The organism is Nocardia sp. NPDC049526, assembly GCF_044465765.1.
Lineage (GTDB): Bacteria > Actinomycetota > Actinomycetes > Mycobacteriales > Mycobacteriaceae > Nocardia.
On record NZ_JBITMA010000001.1, the window covers coordinates 862,250 to 881,436 of the forward strand.

The window sequence follows — 19,187 nt, forward strand, 5'->3', positions numbered from 1 at the left end:
CCGTGCTGGGCAGCGATCATCCGGTGCGCTGGGAGGCGGGTGGGGCCGCGCCTCGGCCCGCGGCTGCCGCGCCGAAGGCGAGCCGGGGGCGTGGTCAGGCCGGGCAGCAGGCTACTAATGCGCCGGGACGTGAATCCGGCAACCCGGCCGGACGCGCTTCGGATGCACCTGCGCCGCCGCGGTTCTCGCGGCCGAGCCAGGCCAGGGCGGCGGCCTCCGATCCGGCGGCGGGCCCTGGTCAGCGGCCCGCACCGAGTAGTGACGCACGGTCGTTCCGCGGCGACGACGATATTCCGCCGCCCGACTTCCCGGATCTACCGGATGACCCGGGCCCGATGGATTACGCGCCGATCGATGGCGTCCCGCCGCCCTCCACACCGGAGGAGGAACAGGAGATGCTGGCCGAATCGCAGACCCCGGTGGCGCCGGGGGATCGGCGCGACCCGGATGAGGTGGCCTTGGAGTTGCTCAAAAGTGAGCTCGGTGCCACACGGCTGGATGGTTGACAACCCTTGTTCACAGGACGTTAAGTTAACCGGAGTTCGCACACCGCGGTAGTATGAACGGGTGGCCGCGAGCCGCGGTGTGACGAAGTTCTATGGTATGCGGAGGCATGCGGGTATCAAGAACTCGTCATCGCCGCTGCTTGTCGACTTTTGTACAGCGTCAGGACGGTCGGTCTCCGGACCGATCGGCGAGGTCACTCGCATGGACGGACGAATGTTCGGCCGCCGCACCCTTAAGGAAGGAACACTCCGATATGACCACAGAGGCCTACATTTACGAGGCCATCCGCACCCCGCGCGGACGCGGCAAGAAGAACGGTTCGCTGCACTCGGTCAAGCCGATCGACCTGACTGTTGGTCTGATCCAGGAGCTGCGCGGCCGTTTCCCGAACCTCGACGAGGACCGGATCTCCGACCTGATCCTCGGCGTGGTCGCGCCGGTGGGTGACCAGGGCGCCGATATCGCCCGCACCGCCGTGACCGTGGCCGGCCTGCCCGACACCGTCGGCGGCTTCCAGCTCAACCGCTTCTGCGCCTCCGGCCTCGAGGCCGTCAACCTGGCCGCGCAGAAGGTCCGCTCGGGCTTCGACGACCTGGTACTCGCCGGTGGCGTCGAGTCCATGTCCCGCGTGCCGATGGGCTCCGACGGTGGCGCCTGGGCGCTGGACCCGGCCACCAACTACGACACCTACTTCGTGCCGCAGGGTGTCTCCGCCGACCTGATCGCCACCATCGAGGGCTTCTCCCGCGACGACGTGGACGCCTACGCCGTGCGCTCGCAGGAGCTCGCCGCCAAGGCCACCACCGGCGGCTACTTCGCCAAGTCGATCGTTCCGGTCAAGGACCAGAACGGCCTCGTCGTCCTCGACAACGACGAGCACATGCGTCCCGGCACCACCGCCGAGGATCTGGCCAAGCTGAACCCGTCCTTCGCCGTGGTCGGCGAGATGGGTGGCTTCGACGCCGTGGCGCTGCAGAAGTACCACTTCGTCGAGAAGATCAACCACGTCCACCACGGTGGCAACAGCTCGGGCATCGTCGACGGCGCCGCGCTGGTGCTGATCGGTTCGGAAGAGGCGGGCAAGGCCTCCGGCCTGACCCCGCGTGCGCGCGTCGTCGCGACCGCCACCAGCGGTGCCGACTCCACCATCATGCTGACCGGTCCGACTCCGGCCGCCAAGAAGGTGCTGGCCAAGGCGGGGCTGACCCTCGATGACATCGACCTGGTCGAGATCAACGAGGCCTTCGCCTCGGTGGTGCTGAAGTTCCAGAAGGATCTGCAGATCCCGGACGAGAAGCTGAACGTCAACGGTGGCGCCATCGCGATGGGCCACCCGCTGGGCGCCACCGGCGCCATGATCACCGGCACCATGGTCGACGAGCTGGAGCGCCGCAACGGCCGCTACGCGCTGGTCACCCTCTGCATCGGTGGCGGCATGGGCGTCGCCACGATCATCGAGCGCGTCTAAACCCAACCGACAGCTGAGAATTCACGGCGGCGTTCGCGCAGGCCCGGAGGCGGGAGCTTGCGTAACCACGTAGGGACCGCGAACGCCGCCAATTAGACACAGGAGACACAGAGCTGTGAGCGAGACCAACATGATCGGTTGGGAGCAGGATTCGGACGGCATCGTCGTTTTGACGATGGACGACCCGAACCAGGGCGCCAACACGATGAACGAGCTGTACAAGACGTCGATGACCGCCACCGTCGACCGGCTCGAGGCCGAGAAGGACAGCATCACCGGCGTGGTGCTGACCTCCGCGAAGAAGACCTTCTTCGCCGGCGGCGACCTGAAGAACATGATGAAGGTCGGCCCGGAAGACGGCCAGGCCCTCATGGAGGAGCTCGGCACCATCAAGTCGGCGCTGCGTCGGTTGGAGACCCTGGGCAAGCCGGTCGTCTCGGCGATCAACGGCGCCGCACTCGGCGGTGGCCTGGAGATCACCCTGGCGACGCACTACCGGATCGCCGCGGATGTGCCGGGCGTGCAGCTCGGCCTGCCCGAGGCGACCCTGGGCCTGCTGCCCGCCGGTGGCGGTGTCATCCGCACCGTGCGCATGTTCGGCCTGCAGGGCGCGCTGATGCAGTTCCTGCTGCAGGGCAACAAGTACCGCCCCGGCAAGGCCAAGGAGATCGGCCTGATCAACGAGGTCGTCGGCTCGGTCGAGGAGCTGGTGCCCGCCGCCAAGGCGTGGATCAAGGCCAACCCCGAGGGTGGCGTGCAGCCCTGGGACAAGAAGGGCTTCAAGATTCCGGGCGGCACCCCGTCCAGCCCGGCCTTCGCCGCCAACCTCCCGGCCTTCCCGGCCAACCTGCGCAAGCAGCTCAAGGGCACCAACATGCCCGCGCCGCGCGCCATCATGTCGGCCGCGGTCGAGGGTTCGCAGGTCGACATCGACAACGCGTCGCTGATCGAATCGCGCTACTTCGTCTCGCTGCTGACCGGCCCGGTCGCGAAGAACATGATCCAGGCGTTCTTCTTCGACCTGCAGTCGATCAACAACGGTGGTTCGCGGCCCAAGGATGTCCCGAAGAAGGAGATCCGCAAGGTCGGCGTGCTCGGCGCGGGCATGATGGGCGCGGGCATTGCCTACGTCTCGGCCAAGGCGGGCTACGAGGTCGTGCTGAAGGACGTCACCATCGAGGCGGCCGAGCGCGGCAAGAACTACTCCGAGAAGATCGAGGCCAAGGCCCTCTCCCGCGGTAAGACCACCGAGGAGAAGTCCAAGGCGCTGCTGGACCGGATCAAGCCGTCCGCGGATGCGGCCGACTTCGCCGGTGTCGACTTCGTCATCGAGGCGGTCTTCGAGAACACCGAGCTCAAGCACAAGGTGTTCCAGGAGATCGAGGACATCGTCACCCCGGACGCGCTGCTGGGCTCGAACACCTCCACCCTGCCGATCACCGGTTTGGCGACCGGTGTGAAGCGCCAGGAGGACTTCATCGGCATCCACTTCTTCTCGCCGGTCGACAAGATGCCGCTGGTGGAGATCATCAAGGGTGAGAAGACCTCCGATGAGGCGCTGGCCCGGGTGTTCGACTACACCCTCGCGATCAAGAAGACCCCGATCGTCGTCAACGACAGCCGCGGCTTCTTCACCTCGCGGGTGATCGGCACCTTCGTCAACGAGGCGATCGCCATGCTCAACGAGGGCATCGAGCCCGCGACCATCGAGCAGGCCGGTCTGCAGGCGGGTTACCCGGCCGCGCCGCTGCAGCTGTCGGACGAACTGAACCTGACGCTGATGCAGAAGATCGCCAAGGAGACCCTGGAGGCCGCCGAGAAGGGTGACAACACCCTGGGTGTGAAGCGGCACCCGGCGCAGGATGTCATCGACTACCTGGTCGAGCAGGGGCGCCCGGGTCGTCTGGGCAAGGCCGGTTTCTACGAGTACGACGAGGACGGCAAGCGTCTCGGCCTGTGGCCGGGTCTGCGCGAGCACTTCAAGACCACCGCCGGTTTCGGTGTGCCGCTGCAGGATCTGATCGACCGCATGCTGTTCATCGAGGCGATCGAGACCCAGAAGTGCTTCGACGAGGGTGTGCTCATCACCACCGCCGACGCCAACATCGGCTCGATCTTCGGCATCGGCTTCCCGGCCTGGACCGGTGGTGTGCACCAGTACATCGTCGGTTACCCGGGTGGCCAGGCCGCCTTCGTCGAGCGCGCGGATTACCTCGCCAAGACCTACGGCGAGCGCTTCGAGGTTCCGGCTTCGCTGCGCAAGTAGTTACGCGGTAACTCGCAACGGACCGTGGCGACCGCTTGCAGGTCGCTCGAAAAGGTCAGCCCGCCGCCGCATTTCGCGGTGGCGGGCTTTCGCCTTTCCGGGCATCGATTTCGGATGCCGTTAACCTGGGCGATCGCTGTCGTCGATACGGTGGCTGATTGTGGTCAGACGTGGACAGTCCCTGCTCGTAGCGGTCGTAGCGCTCGCGTGTGCTGTGGCCCCGGTGGCCGAGGCCGCGCCCCAGCCTGCCGCGCCTTCGCTTGGCAGGCCCGTCGCACTCGATGCCGCTGGGGTGCGCTTACTCGGCGAGCAGATCATTCCGTTCGACACGGACTTTCAAGGCACTACCGTCGGCGGCCTGTCCGGCATCGATTTCCAGCCGGGCACCGGCGAATATGTGCTGATCAGCGACGACAGATCAGAGCGTGATCCGGCGCGTTTCTATACCGCGCGATTCGGTGTGGGCGACAGCGGCATCGGTCCGGTGATGTTCACCGGGACCCGCCCGCTGCGCACTCCGGACGGCTCGCTGTACGCGCCGAAGTCCTTGGATCCGGAGGAGATTCGGGTCGACCCGTGGACCGGTGACTACTTCTGGACACAGGAGGGTGAGCGCACCGATGCCGTGCTCGCCGACCCCTCGGTCCGAATCGCCCACCCGGACGGCGCTTTCGCCGCCGAACTCCCGATTCCGGAGAACGAGCGGATGCGCCCGGCCACCGGTCCGCGCCAGAATCTCGCGCTCGAGGGCGCGACCTTCGCGGCGGGCGGCGCGCTGTTCGTGAGCTCCGTCGAGGGCCCGCTGCTGCAGGACGGTCCGCTCGCAACAGCGAAAACCGGTGCCACTTCACGGATTACGGTGCAGGCGCGCTTCGGCCCGCTGCTCGCTCAGTACGCCTACCCGATGGAGCCGGTCTTCGCCGAGTCGAGTCCGGAGCCGGGCCAGGGGATGAACGGCATTGCCTCGATCCTGGCCGCCGATCCGCTCGATCCCACGAAATTCCTTGTCCTGGAACGCTCTTACGTGCTCGGTATCGGCAATAAGATCCGGATCTACCAGGCCGATACCAATGGCGCGGCCAATATCCTCGATGCTCCGCTCGGCACCGCCCGGCCGGTCGCCAAGCGCTTGCTGGTCGACCTCGTCGACCTCGGCCTCGATCCGATCGACAATATCGAGGGCATGACCTGGGGTCCGCGCCTGCCGTCGGGCGAGCGCACCCTGATCCTGGTCAGCGACAACAACTTTTCGGATAAGCAGGTCACTCAGATCGTGGCACTGGCTGTCCAGCAGTAGACCGAAGCCCGGCCATCGAAGTCTCGGCGGCCGGCCTGTAGTTCAGCTGGGGCGCAGATCTTCCGCGGCCTGGTAGTACGCGTCGGCGGCACGGGTGAAGTAGTCGAAGAGCACCTCGCGCTGTTCGGCCGAATAGCCGCCGAGGATTTCGCCGATGGCGCGGCGGGCGGGGGCCAGGATTTCATCGAGATCGGCTGGCTTGTCGATCAATTCGACGATGACTTTGCGGCGGTCGCCGGGAACCGGTACGCGCCGCACATAGCCCGCGTCTTCCAGGCGATCGATGAGGCGGGTGGTCGGGCCGGTGGTCAGCCCACTGCGCGCGCCGAGTTCGCCGGGCGTCATGGCGCCGTTGAGTTCCAGGATGTTCAGGGCGTAGAGGTCGGTCGCGCCCAGGTCGACGGCGCGTGCACCGGCCTGTCCGTGCAGCATGACCGCGCTCAGATAGCGGCGGTAGACCTCGCTCGCATCCGGGCGCATCGCGGGTGTTGACACGGATACCTCCATCTCCTAATCTCTTCTTCAGCGAAGAGACTTCTTCAATAAAGAAAGCTCTTCCAAGAAGAAATCTAGCATGGAGGGCGAAATGAATGCAGCATCGCGTAGCGATTCGATGAGGGGCGGCGGTCGGGCGACGGGTGGGCGCAGCAATGACACCCAGGCCATCGAAGCCGTACTCGCGGAATTGGTCGATGCTTGGGGCCGCGGCGATGCCGATGCCTACGGCACCGTCTTCACCGAAGACGCCACCTACACAAGCTTTCTCGGCACCCTCTACCGCGGCCGCGCCGATATCGTCGCCTCGCATCGCGCCCTGTTCGGCAGCGTCCTGAAGGGCACCCGGCTGGCCGACGACATCGTCGACATCCGCTTCTACGGCCCGGATACCGCCGTGGTCAACAGCCACGGCGACACCTTTAAGGGCAAGCCCAAGCGGCTCACCAAAACTCAGACCTACACCATGGTCCGCCGCGACGGCCGCTGGCTGATCGCCGCCTTCCAGAACACCAAGCGCAACAAGCTCATGGAGCGCATCACCTATCTGTCCACCCCCGCCGCCCGCCCGGCTGCCGAGCGCTGAACTCCCACTGCCCCAAAGGATCCGCCATGAATGCCCCCGCGCCCCGCAATCGCCGCCGCATCGTCTCCCGCGTCCTGGCCGCCTCCGCCATAACCCTCGGCGTCTCCGCGGGCGGCGGCTACCTCTGGCTGGACCAGACCTCGGACGTGCACAACCTCGGCACGACCGCCTGCACCACCGTCGCCACGCCCGCGCCGCAGTCGGCCCGGGAAGTCTGCGATCTGCTCGACCAACTCACCGACGCCTGGGGTCGCGGCGACGCCGACGCCTATGGCGCCCTGTTCACCGAGGACGCCACCTACACAAGCTTCGTCGGCACCTACTACCAGGGCCGCGCCGATATCGTCGAGGGCCACCGCGCCCTGTTCAAGGGCTTCAAGAAGGGCACCGACCTCACCGATTCGGTTCTCTGCATCCGCTTCTACGGCCCGGATACCGCCGTCGTCACCAGCCGCGGCGATACCTACAAGGGCGACCCGAAGCCTCCCGAGGAGCTATCGAAAACGCAGACCTACACGATGGTTCGCCAAGACGGTCGCTGGTTGATCGCCGCGTTCCAGAACACGCAGCGCAAGAACGTCATGGAGCGGATCTCGTTTCTCTACGATCCGGCGACCGGGCCCGCCGCCGAGCGCTGAGGCGGTCGGAACCACGCTGTTTCGAAAGCCACCCACTCGGGTTGATACCGCGCTACGTTGGAGTATGCGTGACATATCGGGCATCGCGAGATCGTTTCGCGATGTCCGATGTCCGTGTGCTTCTCGGTCGCCGGTGACGCCGATTCGATGTGAATTCGAGGTGGTCACATGAATCCACAGATGCGTTCGGGCAAGGCAAACACCGAATCGACTCCGGCCGAATCGGACACACAGCGGCATGCGCCCATCGATATCGTCGACGAGCTGGAGGCGATGGGCCTGTCGAGTGCCGTCGAGATCGGCCGGGGCGGGTTCGGGGTGGTGTACCGCTGTGTCCAGTACGCACTGAACCGGGTGGTCGCGGTCAAGGTGCTGTCCTCGGAGATCGATGCCGAGAGCCGTGAACGATTCCTGCGCGAAGAGCAGGCGATGGGCCGGCTGTCCGGCCATCCGAATATCGTCGACATCCTGCAGGTCGATGTCACCCCGACCGGTCAGCCGTTCATCGTGATGCCCTTCTGCACCCGGGGTTCGCTCGACCAGCTCATTCGGGAACAGGGCCCGCTCACCTGGGCGGATTCCCTGCGGGCCGGGGTGAAGCTGGCGGGTGCGATCGAGAGCGCGCATCGGGCCCAGGTGCTGCATCGGGACGTCAAACCGGCGAACGTCCTGCTCAGCGCTTATGGCGAACCGCAACTAACGGATTTCGGAATCGCCCGGATTCCGGGAGGTTTCCGCACCTCCAGCAGGCTGATCACGGGCTCACCCGCCTTCACCGCTCCCGAGGTGCTCAAGGGCGACGAGCCGACCGTCCGCTCCGATGTATACGGACTCGGCTCGACGCTGTTCGCCCTGCTGACCGGACATGCCGCCTTCGAACGGCAATCGGGGGAGAAGGTGGTCGCGCAATTCCTGCGGATCACCACCCAGCCGGTGCCGGACCTGCACGGCCAAGACCTTCCCGACGATGTCGCCGATGCCATCCAGCATGCGATGGACACAGATCCGGGTAACCGGCCCGCCTCGGCCTTCGAGTTCGGTGAGCTGCTGCGCACGGTGCAACGCGAGCACGATCAGATGCCCGATGAGATGGCGCTGTTGGACACTTCGGTGGTGCTGGACGGGGCGGATCGTGTGCAGGTGGCCGAGCCGACCGCGTCACGACCAGCGGTGACCGCACGCCGCAGTTGGCCGTTGACGTTACGTCCCGCGGTATCACAGCATCCGAGCAGTTCCAGCTCGGCCGCGCCGACCCTGCCGCCGACGGCGACGACGAAATTCCGCCCGCCGACTCCGGCCCGTGACCCGGTGCCGCGCCCGCGTCTACTCGATACCCTGCGCGCCGGTGGCCGCCGCAGGCTCGCGGTGATCCACGCACCGGCTGGATTCGGTAAGAGCACGGTCGCCGCGCAGTGGCGCAACGAGCTGACCGATGGCGGGGTCCCGGTGGCCTGGCTCGGCGTCGACCAGGACGACGATAACGAGATCTGGTTCCTGGCCCACCTCATCCAGGCGATCCGCCGGGTTCGTCCGGATATCGGCGAGGGCTTGGACCAGGTGCTCGAGGAACGGCCCGCCGACGCGGTCGCCTATGTCATCTCCACGCTGATCGATGAGATCCATGCCGGCGGGACCACCGTCGTGGTGATCGTGGATGACTGGCATCGGGTCAGCGATGCGGGTGCGCGGCGGGCGATGGATGCCTTGCTGGACAACGGATGTCACCACTTGCGCTTCGTGGTGACCAGTCGGGAGCAGTCGGGCCTGCCGACCAGTCGGATGCGGGTGCACGACGAACTGGTCGAAATAGGCTCTTCGGCGTTGCGCCTGACCACCGGAGAGACCAAGGAAATCCTGGTGCAGCGCAACGGATTCGCGCTCACCGATAACCAGATCGAGGCGATCCACGCGACCACCGACGGCTGGCCCGCCGCGGTCCAACTGGTGAGTTTGTCGTTGCGCGGCAATGTCGATCCGGATCGATTGATCGCGAATCTGGCGGAGGGCAGTCACGGCATCCGCGAGTATCTCGCCGAAAACGTCCTGGACGCTCTCGAACCCAAGATGCTCGACTTCTTGACCTCGATCTCGATCACCGAGCGGGTCAGCGGTTCGCTGGCCTCTGCTCTGTCGGAGGAGCCGGACGGCGAATCGATGCTCGAGCAGGCCGAACAGCGCGAGTTGTTCGTCCGGCGCATCGCCCATGATCCCGAGTGGTTCCGGATGCAGCCGCTCTTCGCTGAACATCTGCGGGCGCGCTTGGAGCGGGCCGATCCGAGCAAGGTGAAGGCATTGCATCGCAAGGCCTCTCGCTGGTATGCCGAACACAATTTGCTGCGCAAGTCGGTCGATCACGCGCTGGCGGCGACGGATCTGAAGATGGCGCTGGATCTGCTCGAGAGCGGCGGCATGGACCTCATCGATAAGTCCCGCCTCGCGACGCTGCTGGGGACGGTATCGAAACTGCCGGTGCAGCAGGTGGCTTCCCGATCCAAACTGCTGATGGCCGTCGCCAGGGCGAATGTGAATCTGCAGCAGCCCGCCGCGGCGCGCGCGGCCTTGGGCCGATTGTCCAATGTGCTGGCGCGCGGGTCGTCCACCGATGACGATGCGGACCGGCAGCGCTGCCAGGCCGTGGTGCTCGCGGCCTCGGATCAGATCGCGCGTGACCACACCGAAGGCGTGCTCGACCGGGTGGCCGAATGTCTGGAGAAGCCCGATGAACTACCTGCCTGGACCGTATCGACCGCCGCGAATCTGACCTCCTTCGTGCGCTTGTGCGAATTCGATTTCGACGGGGCGCGCGAAATCCAGGAATGGGCGGCGCCGTATCACGCTCGATCCAAGGATCCGCTCGGCGAGGTTTTCGGACTGTGCGGCAAGGGTGCGGCGGCCTATGAACAGCTCGATATCGCCACTGCCACAAGCTGTTTCCAGCAGGCGTGGGAGACCGCACGGCAGAAGTCGGGACCGCGCTCCGATGCGGTGCGGGTGGCCGCGGCGCTGCTCGGCGAAATGAGTTACCGCCGGGGCGATCTGGATACCGCGGACCGACTGCTCGACGACAGTCATCAGTTGGTCACCCGGGTCGGTCCGGTGGACTTCCTGATCTCCACCTTCGTGGTCGGCGCCAGGGTCAAGGCCGCGCTCGGCGATCTGTATACCGCCACGGCTCGGCTGGACGAGGGCGATCGAATCGCGGCCGATAACAGGCTGATCCGGCTCGCCGCGCATATCCGCGCCGAGCGGCTGCGCCTGGGACTGCTGACCGATACCGCGGCCCGGCGGGTCGCCGACGCCGCGACCGGATATGAATCGGATATCTCCGGAACCATTCACCAGGCCCATCGGATGCGGGGCGCGGCGGCGCTGGCCGCCGAGGCGGAGGAGATCGCCGCGATCCGCGCACTGTTGTCCGAACGTCAGCTGCGTGCCGACGATCGCGCGGTGCGCCGGGCCCGCGCGCTACACGCTCGCATGGTCGAACAGCACCGTCCCCGAGCGGAGTTGGATACCGTACTGCTGCTCGCCGAATGTCTGGCTGCCTCCGGGTGGGTCGGCGAGGCCACCGGACTGCTGCTGCCCGCGGCATCCACCTGCGCCGAACACGGTTGGACCATGCCGCTTTTGGATGCGGGCCCCGGTGTGCTCGGCATCCTGCGCGTGCTGCGCACCGAACTGCGTGCGACACCGGGACAAGCCGGCGAAACGACGCTGCCCGCCCTGTTCCTGGATGAAATCCTGGGCTAGGACGGGCAGTTTCGGTCGCTGATTACGGCTGCCACCACGGGCGCAGCGGCAGACCGGATTCGCCGTTCGGGCCCAGCTTGACGCCGAGCACCTGGTGCAGCTGAACCACATTGCGCTGGAAGCCGAGTCGGCAACCGGCCATGTACAGGCCCCACACCTTCGCGGTGCCCTCGCCGACCTCTTCGACGCAGGCATCCCAGTTGGCGACCAGATTCTTACACCACTCGTGCAGGGTGAGCGCGTAGTGCTCGCGCAGGTTCTCCTCGTGGATCACCTCGAGGCCGATGTTCTGGATCTCGGAGATGATCCGGCCGGAGCCGATCAGCTCGCCGTCCGGGAAGACGTAGCGGTCGATGAAGTCACCGGCCTTGGTGGTCCGGGTGTTGTCCGGCCTGGTGATGCAGTGGTTCAGGAACAGGCCGCCCTCGCGTAGCTTGCTCTTGATGTAGTCGAAGTAGAACGGGTAGTTGTGCACCCCGATGTGTTCGGTCAGGCCGATCGAGGAGACGGCGTCGAAGTCGACCTCCGGAATATCGCGGTAGTCGGAATGCCGCACTTCGGCGAGGTCGGACAGACCCTCTTCGGCGATCTTCTGCTGCGCCCATTCGGCTTGTTCCGCGGATAGTGTTGCGCCGATGACCTTGACGCCGCGCTTGGCCGCGTAGCGCACCATGCCACCCCAGCCGCAGCCGATATCGAGCAGCCGGTCGCCCTCCTTCAGCCGCAGCTTGTCGAAGACCAAGCGGTACTTGTTCTCCTGGGCCTGCTCCAGCGTCCAGTTCTCGTCCCCGTAGGTCGCGCAGGTGTAGGTCATCGAGGGGCCGAGGACGTATTCGTAGAAGGTGTTGGAGACGTCGTAGTGGTGGTGGATGGCCTCGGCATCGCGAGTCTTGGAGTGCCGCAAACCCTCCAGCGCGATCCGGCGCCAGCGCGGCAGCGTCTCCTGCGGTGGCGGCGCGATCGGCTTGAGCCGCTCCCAGCCGAGCGAGCGGGCGATGGTGACCAGCGCGAGCGCCGACGGACGACGGAACTTCAGCCCGTCCATCGCCCGGAGAATGTCGTACGGGTCGCCGGGGTGCACGCCGGTGGCGGTCATATCGCCGGCGATGTAGGCGCGGGCCATGCCGAGATCGCCGGGCGCGGTGGCCAGGTAGTTGATCCCGCGTGGGGATTTGATCTCCAGGGTGTATTCCGAATCCTCCGGCCCGGTCGTGCTGCCGTCGTAGGCGGTCAGCCGAATCGGAACGTCGCCGTCGATCAGCGTCTCGAAGATCTCGGCAATGCTGAGTTTTGTCCCGAGGTCCGCGAAGACATCGGAACGGTCCTTGAATGTAGTCATTTGCGTTGCACCGCCTTCGAATACAAATCCAGCAGTCGCTGGTCCGGGTCGTAGCGCTTCTTCAAATCGGTGTAGGTCTCGCCGCCGTACAGGGCCGCGAATTCATCCTCGCCGTAATACGAATCCGAGTACAGGGATTTGTGCCCGTCGAACTCGGTGACGGTCTGCTCGATCGCGCGGTTGGCCTTACCCTCCTGCTGACCTGCGACGGTCGGCACCGCGGACCAGAATCCGACATTGACGTAGGTACGGTTCGGCTGCAGCGGATACAGCGGCCATGGACGCCCCGTCGCCGATGCGTCGTTTTCGCGCAGTCGCAGCGGGCACAGCCAGATCGGTTCGATCGGAATTTCGCGCAGGAACCATTCGACGAAATCCGCGGTCCGCTCGACCGGAACCTCGACGTCCTGCACCACACGCTCGCGCGGCGGATTGCCCTGGCGGGCCTCCAGTTTGTCGCCGATATCGTACTTGTGATCGAGTGCGATGAGCTTCCAATAGAAGCTGCTACGCCGGTAGCGCTTCGGCCAGAACCGGCGGATCTTCGGGTTCTGGGCACCGAAGGCGCGCGAACACCAGAACCAGTCGGTGTCCCAGCGCCAGAGATAGTCGTGGATGGTCAGCCGGTCGCGTTTGGGCCGGTCGGAGTCGTGCTGGATGGACCGGTAGTAGATGTCCATGCCGGTGTAGTCGCTGACCGGGCCGGGCTCGTCGGTCTGTCGGCCGAGCGTCAGATAGCTCTCGTCGGCGGTGAAGACCACGCCGTCGAGGTAGTCGACGCGTTCGCCGTCGTAGGTCTTGTCCGTGACGATCCCGGCGAGGGTGGACTCCAGCTCGCGCAGGTCGTGGAAGCGGACATGCCGCAGCGCCACATAGGGCTGGACGGTCTCCAACTCGATCTTCAGGCGGACCGAATAGCCGAGGGTGCCGTAGGAGTTCGGGAAGCCCCGGAACAGGTCCGCGTGCTCGCCATCCGGTGTCGCGGTAATGATCTCGCCCGCCCCGGTCAGCACGTCCATCTCCAGCACCGACTCGTGCGGCAGGCCGCTGCGGAACGAGGTCGATTCGATGCCGAGACCGGTGACCGCGCCACCGAGGGTGATTGTCTTGAGCTGCGGCACCACCAGCGGGGCGAGCCCGTAGGGCAGTGTCGCGGCCACCAGATCCTCGTAGGTGGTCATCCCGGCGACGTCGGCGGACTTGGCTTCCACGTCCACCGCGATGACCTCGGCGAGGCCGGAAACATCCAGGCCGGGTGCGGTGTTCTCGGCCCTGGCCCGGAACAGATTCGAAGTCTTCTTCGCCAGTCGCACGTTGGCGTTCGCGGGTATCGCGCGGTAACTGGCCAACAGCCGGTCCACACCCGCTCGATGCGCGGCGAACCCTGATTCGTGTGCGGCCGATGCGTGTCCGGCCTTCCCCAACAGACTCACTGCCACTCCTCGACGCTAGTACGCACCGGTAACACAAGCCACTGCAAGGTCACCGACGAGGGATAAATGTCACGCATCTGTTGCATCGGGAATACCCAGGACTCGCCGTGTCAGTCCGGCGGTGATCCGGGCGGTTTCGAACACCCGCTTCGCACGACATATCGCATGGATCCCCTCCGGCGCAATCTGATCGGGAAGCCTAACAGTGCAGACCGGTCGGCGCGCGGTGATCAACAAGACCGACCTGGTCGTCGCGCAGCGGCGGGGACAGGGCAGGATAGAGGCAAATCACTGCCCGGACAAGGAGCTCATCGTGGGACAGGTCAGCGCCAGCAGTTCGATCGCCGTCGCGGCGGATCCGCAGCGCGCACTCGAGGCCATCGCGGATTACGAGAAGGTGCGTCCGCGCATCCTCTCCGCGCACTACCGCGACTACAAGGTGGTCGAGGGTGGTCAGGGCGCGGGCACCGTCGCCGAGTGGACCCTGCAGGCCACCGAGAAGCGGTCCCGCAACATCCACGCGGTCGTGTCGGTCTCGGATTCCATCGTGACCGAACGTGATTCGAATTCGACGCTGGTGAACACCTGGACGGTGACGCCGGACGGTACGGGTTCGCAGGTCACACTGCGCACGTCGTGGAAGGGTGCGGGCGGTGTCGCGGGGATCTTCGAGGGGATCTTCGCGCCGTTGGGGCTGAAGAAGATTCAGGCCGAGGTGCTCGCGAACCTGCAGCGCGAACTCTCCTGAGATAACAGAAAAGGCCCGACAGGCGTCGGGCCTTTTCTTATCCAGCCGCGATATCGAAGAGATTTCCCTCCGGATCGGCCAGCGTTGCCCATTGCGTGCCGTACTCGTCGAAATCGCCGATGTGCTCGGCGCCGAGGCCGATTGCGCGATCGATCTGATCGCGCCAGTCCGCGGCCTGCAGATCCAGGTGGATCACATTCTTGCCGGGCGTCTTATCCGGCACCTGGATGAACATCAGCACCGGCGCCGCGCCTTCGGCCATCCCGACCGTGGCGAACTCCGGGCTTGCGTTCTCGTCCAGCGGACGGTTCAACAACTCGGACCAGAAACCGGCGAGCGTAGCGGCATCGGCACAGTCGAAGGTGATATGCCCGATCGTGAGTGTCATTGTGGTTCTCTCTCTTTCAGAGCCGACCGATGGGCCAGCAGAGTTCGGTGCGGTAGGCGTTGGGGTCGTCGATTTCGCCCGGACCGAGGACGTACAGCTCGCGGACGGGTTCGGCGAGCGAGGTGTCGTGTTCGGCGACATGGCTGCCGAGGGCGCCGTAGGTGCGGTCGAAATCGTCGAACGGGCCGGAGTGCACGGTGATCGCGAAGCGGCGCGCGGGCAGTTCGATGATCGAGAGTTCGCTCGGTAGCGCGATCCGCGGGTCGGCCGGAATCGGGATGAAAGCGGCGACCTCGCCCGCGTCGTCCTCGAAGAATTCCATCGAATAGGTCGCGCCGTCGACACCGTCCGGCGCGATATTCGTCGCGGCCAACGTCTCGTGCAGTAGCGGAAATGCGGCAGCGCACCAGTCGCCGATCGCATCCCGGCTCACCGAATCGACGTACGCGAGCGCCGGAAATGCCGCGATCGACCGGTATTCGACGGTGATCGGCGCGGCCGGTGTGAGCAGCGAGCGCAGCGAAGCAACCACCGACCGCGTGCGCCGCAACTCCGCTTCCATGCGTTCGAGATGCGCGCGCAACGCGGCATCCCGGGACTCGGTATCCGCGGCCGCGAGCACCGCCTTGATCTCCGGCAGTGGCATATCCAGCCCCCGCAGCCGACGAATCAAATGCGCCTGCGCGACCTGATCGACCGAATACCGCCGATACCCCGACCCCGCGTCGATCGCAACGGGTTCCAGCAACTCGACCTCGTGGTAGTACCGCAGCGTCTTCACACTGAGATACGTCAACCTGGCAAACTCCCCAATCGAAACTGTCGCTGCCATACCCACCAGCGAACACCCTCCCCCCACGGGAGAGTCAACCTGGTCGGCTGCGCACCATGCGCTGGTGCCGGCGTCGGCCCCCGAGAGACCGATAACACCAGCGCATGGTGCGCATCTGTCCAATTCCTACTCCCCCGTACGCTGTTCTGGTGAGCTACGACCACGTCTTGTTGCCGTCCGGTGTCGCGATGACGATCGCGCAGGTCGACGCGTATCTGGCAACCCAGCAGGGGCGACCCGAGACGGAACCGGTCGCGGCGATGGCGGCGGAGCTGAACAGGCGCAATGCCGAACTACCCGAGCAGGACGGATTCCTGAGCACGGTTCCGGTCGGCGGCGCGGTGACCGGTGCGGTGCTGCACGTGCCGTGCCCGTACGACGCGATCGGATTCGTCCGGCAGTTGCTGTTCGAGATCGCGACACCGCTGAACTATGCCGTCTACGATCCGCAGCTGGCCTGGCTGATGGATCCGGCCGGACATGTACCCGCACTGGTCACCCACGGTGGCGCGGGCGAATTCCCCTATTTGACGAAAGCCCTTGCCGACCAGTGGATTTCCGAGCTGGCGCCGCCGAATCCGTATCTGGTCGTCGAACGTGACGAGCAGGTCTACATCCAGACCTACCGCGACAAGTCCGGGACGTTCACCCTCGAATATCGAGATGGCGCCCCGGACCAGCACTTCGGCATCACCGTCACCGACCCGCAGACCGTCGCGGACCTGATCTGGGACTGGGCGATCGACGACCGCACCCGGCTGCAGGCTCTGCCATGGAGTCGAATCTCCGTCTGACGCTTACTGATTCTGTACCGCGAGCCGACCGGCCAGGGCAATGAACGAGGCCCCGAACACCCGGCGCATCCAGGTGACCACGGCGGGCCGGGAAATCACCTGGTTGCGCACGGCGGCCGCGCAGGCACCGTAGACCGCGAACACCACGAATGTGGCGAGCATGAAGAGCCCGCTCAGTTCGAGCATGCGCATCAAGGCATTCGGCGCACTTGTCGGTACGAACTGGGGCAGGAAGGCGAAGAAGAAGATCGTCAGCTTCGGGTTGAGGATATTGAGCAGCACCGCCGAGGTGATCACCTGTCGGGCGGAAGGAGTCCCGGCCTCGGCCTCCGGTACGGCCAGTGCGCCCTTGTCCCGGAACGTATTCCACGCCATGTACAGCAGGTAGGCGACACCGAGATACTTCAGCGTCTGGAAGGCGACGGCACTCGCATTGAGCAGTGCGGCCAGTCCGGTGACGGCCGCGATCATGTGCGGAATGATGCCGAGCGTGCAGCCGAAGGCCGCGATCACGCTGGCCTTCGTCCCTCGGGAAAGTCCGGCCGCCAGCGTGAACAGCACGCCGGTGCCGGGTGTGGCGACGATGACGAGCGTGGTCAGCAAGAACTTGATGCTCATCCCCGACACAGTAACCCGTGCCCGGCCGAACGCAAGCTACAGTGCCCGCCGACCTGATAGCGCGCGGCCCAGGGTGAGTTCGTCGGCGAATTCGAGATCGCCGCCCATCGGCAGCCCGGATGCCAAACGCGTCACCGACAATCCCGGAAAATCGCGCAGCATCCGCACCAGGTAGGTGGCCGTCGCCTCGCCCTCGGTATTCGGGTCGGTCGCGATGATCACCTCGCTGACATCGACGCCGTCCTCCTGATTGCCGATGCGCGCCAACAGCTCTCGAATGCGCAGCTGATCCGGTCCGATGCCGCTGAGTGGATCGAGTGCGCCACCGAGCACGTGATAGCGCCCGCGGAATTCGCGGGTGCGCTCGATGGCCTGCACATCCTTCGGCTCCTCGACCACGCAGATCATGGTGCGGTCGCGGCGCGGATCCGAACAGATGCGGCACATTTCGTTATCCGAGACCGTGCCGCAGACGATGCAGAACTGCACGCCGTCGCGCACCTTCTGCAAAGCGGCCTGCAGCCGGTCGATGTCGGGCGGCTCGACCTGGAGCAGATGAAATGCGATGCGCTGCGCGCTTTTCGGACCGACGCCGGGCAACTTGCCCAACTCGTCGATCAGATCCTGGACCGGGCCCTCGTACAAAGACGTCCCCGGATCAGAAGTCGGGCAGACCCGGCAGCGACCCGCCGCCGGCCAGCGGGCCGAGCCGCTCGGCAGCCAGCTGCTGCGCATTGGACATGGCGTCGTTGACCGCGCCGATCACCAGATCCTGCAGCCCTTCGACATCATCGGGGTCGACGATCTTCGGATCGATACTCAACGTGACGACCTCACCGGTCGCCTTGATGGTGACCTGGACCAGGCCGCCACCGGCCTGCCCCTCCACTTCGGTCGCCGCGATCTCGGCCTGGGCCTGCATCACCGCCTGCTGCATCTGCTGCGCCTGGGCGAGTAATTGCTGCATATCGAACTGACCACCGGGCTGCACGGCTTGTCCTCTCTGCGGAAAGTATCGTCGTCCAGCCTAGTGGGCGCGGCCACAGCCGTGTCCGCAGCCCCGAGCCGCCAGATAACAGTTCGATTGTGAACCAGATGTCAGCGAGGCCAGCGTCATACGATCGTCGCACGGTCGGGGTCCGGGTGTGGTGAGTTCTGGAGACAGCAATGCGCGCAAACCGAGTTCTTTTCATGGGCACCGTGGTGCTTACACTGGGATTTCCCAGTCTGTTCCTCGGGGCTGCCGGCCCCGCCGCCGCCGACTCCGGCATAGTCGACCCTGAGGTTGTCGACCCTGAGGTTGTCGACCCTGAGGTTGTCGACTCCGAGGTCGTCGACGCGGCGCTGGACTATGGCGGCGGATGCGTCCTCTATCCCGACAATCCGGCCGCGACCATCGATTCGCTGCGGTTGCGCTGCTCGGCCGAACAGCAGGACGCGATCTTCCGCGCTGCCCCGCGCGGCGAGGTGCCGAGGGGAGTCACGAACGGCTGGGTGACCAGGCCGCCCATTATGGAGGCGGTGGCCCCGGCGTTGTGGATCGGTAAGAACTTCTACACCGGCCCGGACGGCGGCTTTCTGGTGAACCGGGTCACCCCGGCAGGCCTCGAGGCCTGGCAGGCCGATGTCTACACCGCACCCGCGATCACGGATGGCGGGCCGACCTGGGCGTTGAACTACGCTCCGTCACCGACCCCGCAGGTCTACGACGAGATCCGCGAGGTCACGCCCAATGTGTGGTTCGGCTATTCCTGGTGGCGGGGCTACTTCCAGACCACCCTGCTGCTCACGTTCGCGCTGACCTACTAGGGCGGTCGGTCTCAGGCGGTGCGGGTGACATCCGGTGCCGCGCATGCGCAGCTCCCGGCAATGTCACCGCAGTCGACGACGAAGGCGTGCCGTGCGTGGTCGAGATCGATGCAGTCCGCATCGGTGCATTCGTCGGTGCGGCCGGCGTGCACGATGAGGGTGCCGTGGCAGTGGTCGATGGCGGATTCGCAGGACGGACACGTCGGCGCGCGCATATGG

18 protein-coding genes are annotated in these 19,187 nt (G+C 65.7%); 9 read left to right on the forward strand and 9 right to left on the reverse strand.

Annotation, left to right across the window (positions count from 1 at the left end; all coding sequences use genetic code 11):
- Window positions 1-760 precede the first annotated feature (760 nt).
- The 3 genes from ACIBW7_RS03790 (at window position 761) to ACIBW7_RS03800 (ending at window position 5,538) form a co-directional block, all read left to right on the forward strand.
- Window positions 761-1,975, forward strand: coding sequence for an acetyl-CoA C-acetyltransferase (locus ACIBW7_RS03790; RefSeq protein WP_387294101.1), 1,215 nt, complete (start codon window positions 761-763; stop codon window positions 1,973-1,975).
- A gap of 115 nt (window positions 1,976-2,090) precedes the next feature.
- On the forward strand, window positions 2,091-4,241 hold the full coding sequence (locus ACIBW7_RS03795) for a 3-hydroxyacyl-CoA dehydrogenase NAD-binding domain-containing protein (protein ID WP_364479855.1): 2,151 nt from the start codon (window positions 2,091-2,093) through the stop codon (window positions 4,239-4,241).
- A 160-nt stretch (window positions 4,242-4,401) separates the two neighbouring features.
- Entirely contained in the window at window positions 4,402-5,538 is a 1,137-nt protein-coding gene (locus ACIBW7_RS03800) for an esterase-like activity of phytase family protein (protein ID WP_397043727.1), read from the forward strand.
- Window positions 5,539-5,580: 42 nt separating this feature from the next.
- Here the strand turns inward: ACIBW7_RS03800 and ACIBW7_RS03805 are convergent, their stop codons facing one another.
- Window positions 5,581-6,033, reverse strand: a complete 453-nt coding sequence (locus ACIBW7_RS03805; RefSeq protein ID WP_218007503.1) for a MarR family winged helix-turn-helix transcriptional regulator — start codon at window positions 6,031-6,033, stop codon at window positions 5,581-5,583.
- A gap of 91 nt (window positions 6,034-6,124) precedes the next feature.
- On the opposite strand from ACIBW7_RS03805, the gene ACIBW7_RS03810 reads away from it, so the two are divergent.
- From ACIBW7_RS03810 to ACIBW7_RS03820, 3 genes are all read left to right on the forward strand, one after another.
- Window positions 6,125-6,619 (forward strand): SgcJ/EcaC family oxidoreductase, encoded by a 495-nt coding sequence (locus ACIBW7_RS03810; protein ID WP_397043730.1) that lies wholly within the window; start codon window positions 6,125-6,127, stop codon window positions 6,617-6,619.
- Between the two features lie 26 nt (window positions 6,620-6,645).
- Window positions 6,646-7,257 carry an SgcJ/EcaC family oxidoreductase gene (locus ACIBW7_RS03815; protein ID WP_397043732.1) on the forward strand — a complete coding sequence of 204 codons (612 nt, stop codon included), beginning with the start codon at window positions 6,646-6,648 and terminating at the stop codon, window positions 7,255-7,257.
- Between the two features lie 168 nt (window positions 7,258-7,425).
- Window positions 7,426-11,007, forward strand: coding sequence for a protein kinase (locus ACIBW7_RS03820; RefSeq protein ID WP_397043734.1), 3,582 nt, complete (start codon window positions 7,426-7,428; stop codon window positions 11,005-11,007).
- A gap of 22 nt (window positions 11,008-11,029) precedes the next feature.
- Here the strand turns inward: ACIBW7_RS03820 and ACIBW7_RS03825 are convergent, their stop codons facing one another.
- Window positions 11,030-12,346, reverse strand: a complete 1,317-nt coding sequence (locus ACIBW7_RS03825) for a class I SAM-dependent methyltransferase (RefSeq protein ID WP_397043737.1) — start codon at window positions 12,344-12,346, stop codon at window positions 11,030-11,032.
- Window positions 12,343-13,779 (reverse strand): FAD-binding oxidoreductase, encoded by a 1,437-nt coding sequence (locus ACIBW7_RS03830; protein ID WP_397043738.1) that lies wholly within the window; start codon window positions 13,777-13,779, stop codon window positions 12,343-12,345. Before ACIBW7_RS03830 ends, ACIBW7_RS03825 begins: the two co-directional genes overlap by 4 nt.
- A gap of 313 nt (window positions 13,780-14,092) precedes the next feature.
- Here ACIBW7_RS03830 and ACIBW7_RS03835 point away from each other — a divergent pair, with 313 nt between their 5' ends.
- Window positions 14,093-14,527, forward strand: coding sequence for an SRPBCC family protein (locus tag ACIBW7_RS03835; RefSeq protein ID WP_397043740.1), 435 nt, complete (start codon window positions 14,093-14,095; stop codon window positions 14,525-14,527).
- 37 nt (window positions 14,528-14,564) lie between these two features.
- Here the strand turns inward: ACIBW7_RS03835 and ACIBW7_RS03840 are convergent, their stop codons facing one another.
- Together ACIBW7_RS03840 and ACIBW7_RS03845 are read right to left on the reverse strand one after the other, a co-directional pair.
- A complete protein-coding gene (locus tag ACIBW7_RS03840; RefSeq protein ID WP_397043742.1) occupies window positions 14,565-14,915 on the reverse strand; it encodes a VOC family protein in 351 nt (116 codons plus the stop codon).
- Between the two features lie 16 nt (window positions 14,916-14,931).
- On the reverse strand, window positions 14,932-15,747 hold the full coding sequence (locus tag ACIBW7_RS03845; protein ID WP_397043744.1) for a MerR family transcriptional regulator: 816 nt from the start codon (window positions 15,745-15,747) through the stop codon (window positions 14,932-14,934).
- Window positions 15,748-15,896: 149 nt separating this feature from the next.
- On the opposite strand from ACIBW7_RS03845, the gene ACIBW7_RS03850 reads away from it, so the two are divergent.
- The gene (locus ACIBW7_RS03850) at window positions 15,897-16,541 is read left to right on the forward strand and encodes a hypothetical protein (RefSeq protein ID WP_397043745.1); all 645 of its coding nucleotides are present in this window, start codon (window positions 15,897-15,899) and stop codon (window positions 16,539-16,541) included.
- 3 nt (window positions 16,542-16,544) lie between these two features.
- Here ACIBW7_RS03850 and ACIBW7_RS03855 read toward each other — a convergent pair whose 3' ends face one another.
- From ACIBW7_RS03855 to ACIBW7_RS03865, 3 genes are read right to left on the reverse strand one after another with little or no spacing between them, the layout of a single operon-like run.
- On the reverse strand, window positions 16,545-17,159 hold the full coding sequence (locus ACIBW7_RS03855; RefSeq protein ID WP_397043747.1) for a LysE family translocator: 615 nt from the start codon (window positions 17,157-17,159) through the stop codon (window positions 16,545-16,547).
- Window positions 17,160-17,195: 36 nt separating this feature from the next.
- A complete protein-coding gene (gene recR, locus ACIBW7_RS03860) occupies window positions 17,196-17,804 on the reverse strand; it encodes a recombination mediator RecR (protein WP_040685989.1) in 609 nt (202 codons plus the stop codon).
- Between the two features lie 13 nt (window positions 17,805-17,817).
- Entirely contained in the window at window positions 17,818-18,150 is a 333-nt protein-coding gene (locus tag ACIBW7_RS03865; RefSeq protein ID WP_397043749.1) for a YbaB/EbfC family nucleoid-associated protein, read from the reverse strand.
- 200 nt (window positions 18,151-18,350) lie between these two features.
- Here ACIBW7_RS03865 and ACIBW7_RS03870 point away from each other — a divergent pair, with 200 nt between their 5' ends.
- Window positions 18,351-18,968: a hypothetical protein gene (locus ACIBW7_RS03870; RefSeq protein ID WP_397044193.1), complete on the forward strand. Its 618-nt coding sequence runs from the start codon at window positions 18,351-18,353 to the stop codon at window positions 18,966-18,968.
- An 11-nt stretch (window positions 18,969-18,979) separates the two neighbouring features.
- Here the strand turns inward: ACIBW7_RS03870 and ACIBW7_RS03875 are convergent, their stop codons facing one another.
- Complete coding sequence (locus ACIBW7_RS03875) at window positions 18,980-19,183, reverse strand: hypothetical protein (protein WP_397043751.1); 204 nt, start codon at window positions 19,181-19,183, stop codon at window positions 18,980-18,982.
- Between the last annotated feature and the right edge of the window lie 4 nt (window positions 19,184-19,187).

Bases quoted from the DNA above. Each gene is read 5' to 3' on its own strand.
- ACIBW7_RS03870 (WP_397044193.1), top strand. From the start codon at position 18,351: ATGGGCACCGTGGTGCTTACACTGGGATTTCCCAGTCTGTTCCTCGGG.
- ACIBW7_RS03875 (WP_397043751.1), bottom strand. From the start codon at position 19,183: ATGCGCGCGCCGACGTGTCCGTCCTGCGAATCCGCCATCGACCACTGC.
- ACIBW7_RS03810 (WP_397043730.1), top strand. From the start codon at position 6,125: ATGAATGCAGCATCGCGTAGCGATTCGATGAGGGGCGGCGGTCGGGCG.
- ACIBW7_RS03840 (WP_397043742.1), bottom strand. From the start codon at position 14,915: ATGACACTCACGATCGGGCATATCACCTTCGACTGTGCCGATGCCGCT.
- ACIBW7_RS03825 (WP_397043737.1), bottom strand. From the start codon at position 12,346: ATGACTACATTCAAGGACCGTTCCGATGTCTTCGCGGACCTCGGGACA.
- ACIBW7_RS03815 (WP_397043732.1), top strand. From the start codon at position 6,646: ATGAATGCCCCCGCGCCCCGCAATCGCCGCCGCATCGTCTCCCGCGTC.
- ACIBW7_RS03790 (WP_387294101.1), top strand. From the start codon at position 761: ATGACCACAGAGGCCTACATTTACGAGGCCATCCGCACCCCGCGCGGA.
- ACIBW7_RS03820 (WP_397043734.1), top strand. From the start codon at position 7,426: ATGAATCCACAGATGCGTTCGGGCAAGGCAAACACCGAATCGACTCCG.
- ACIBW7_RS03845 (WP_397043744.1), bottom strand. From the start codon at position 15,747: ATGGCAGCGACAGTTTCGATTGGGGAGTTTGCCAGGTTGACGTATCTC.
- ACIBW7_RS03855 (WP_397043747.1), bottom strand. From the start codon at position 17,159: ATGAGCATCAAGTTCTTGCTGACCACGCTCGTCATCGTCGCCACACCC.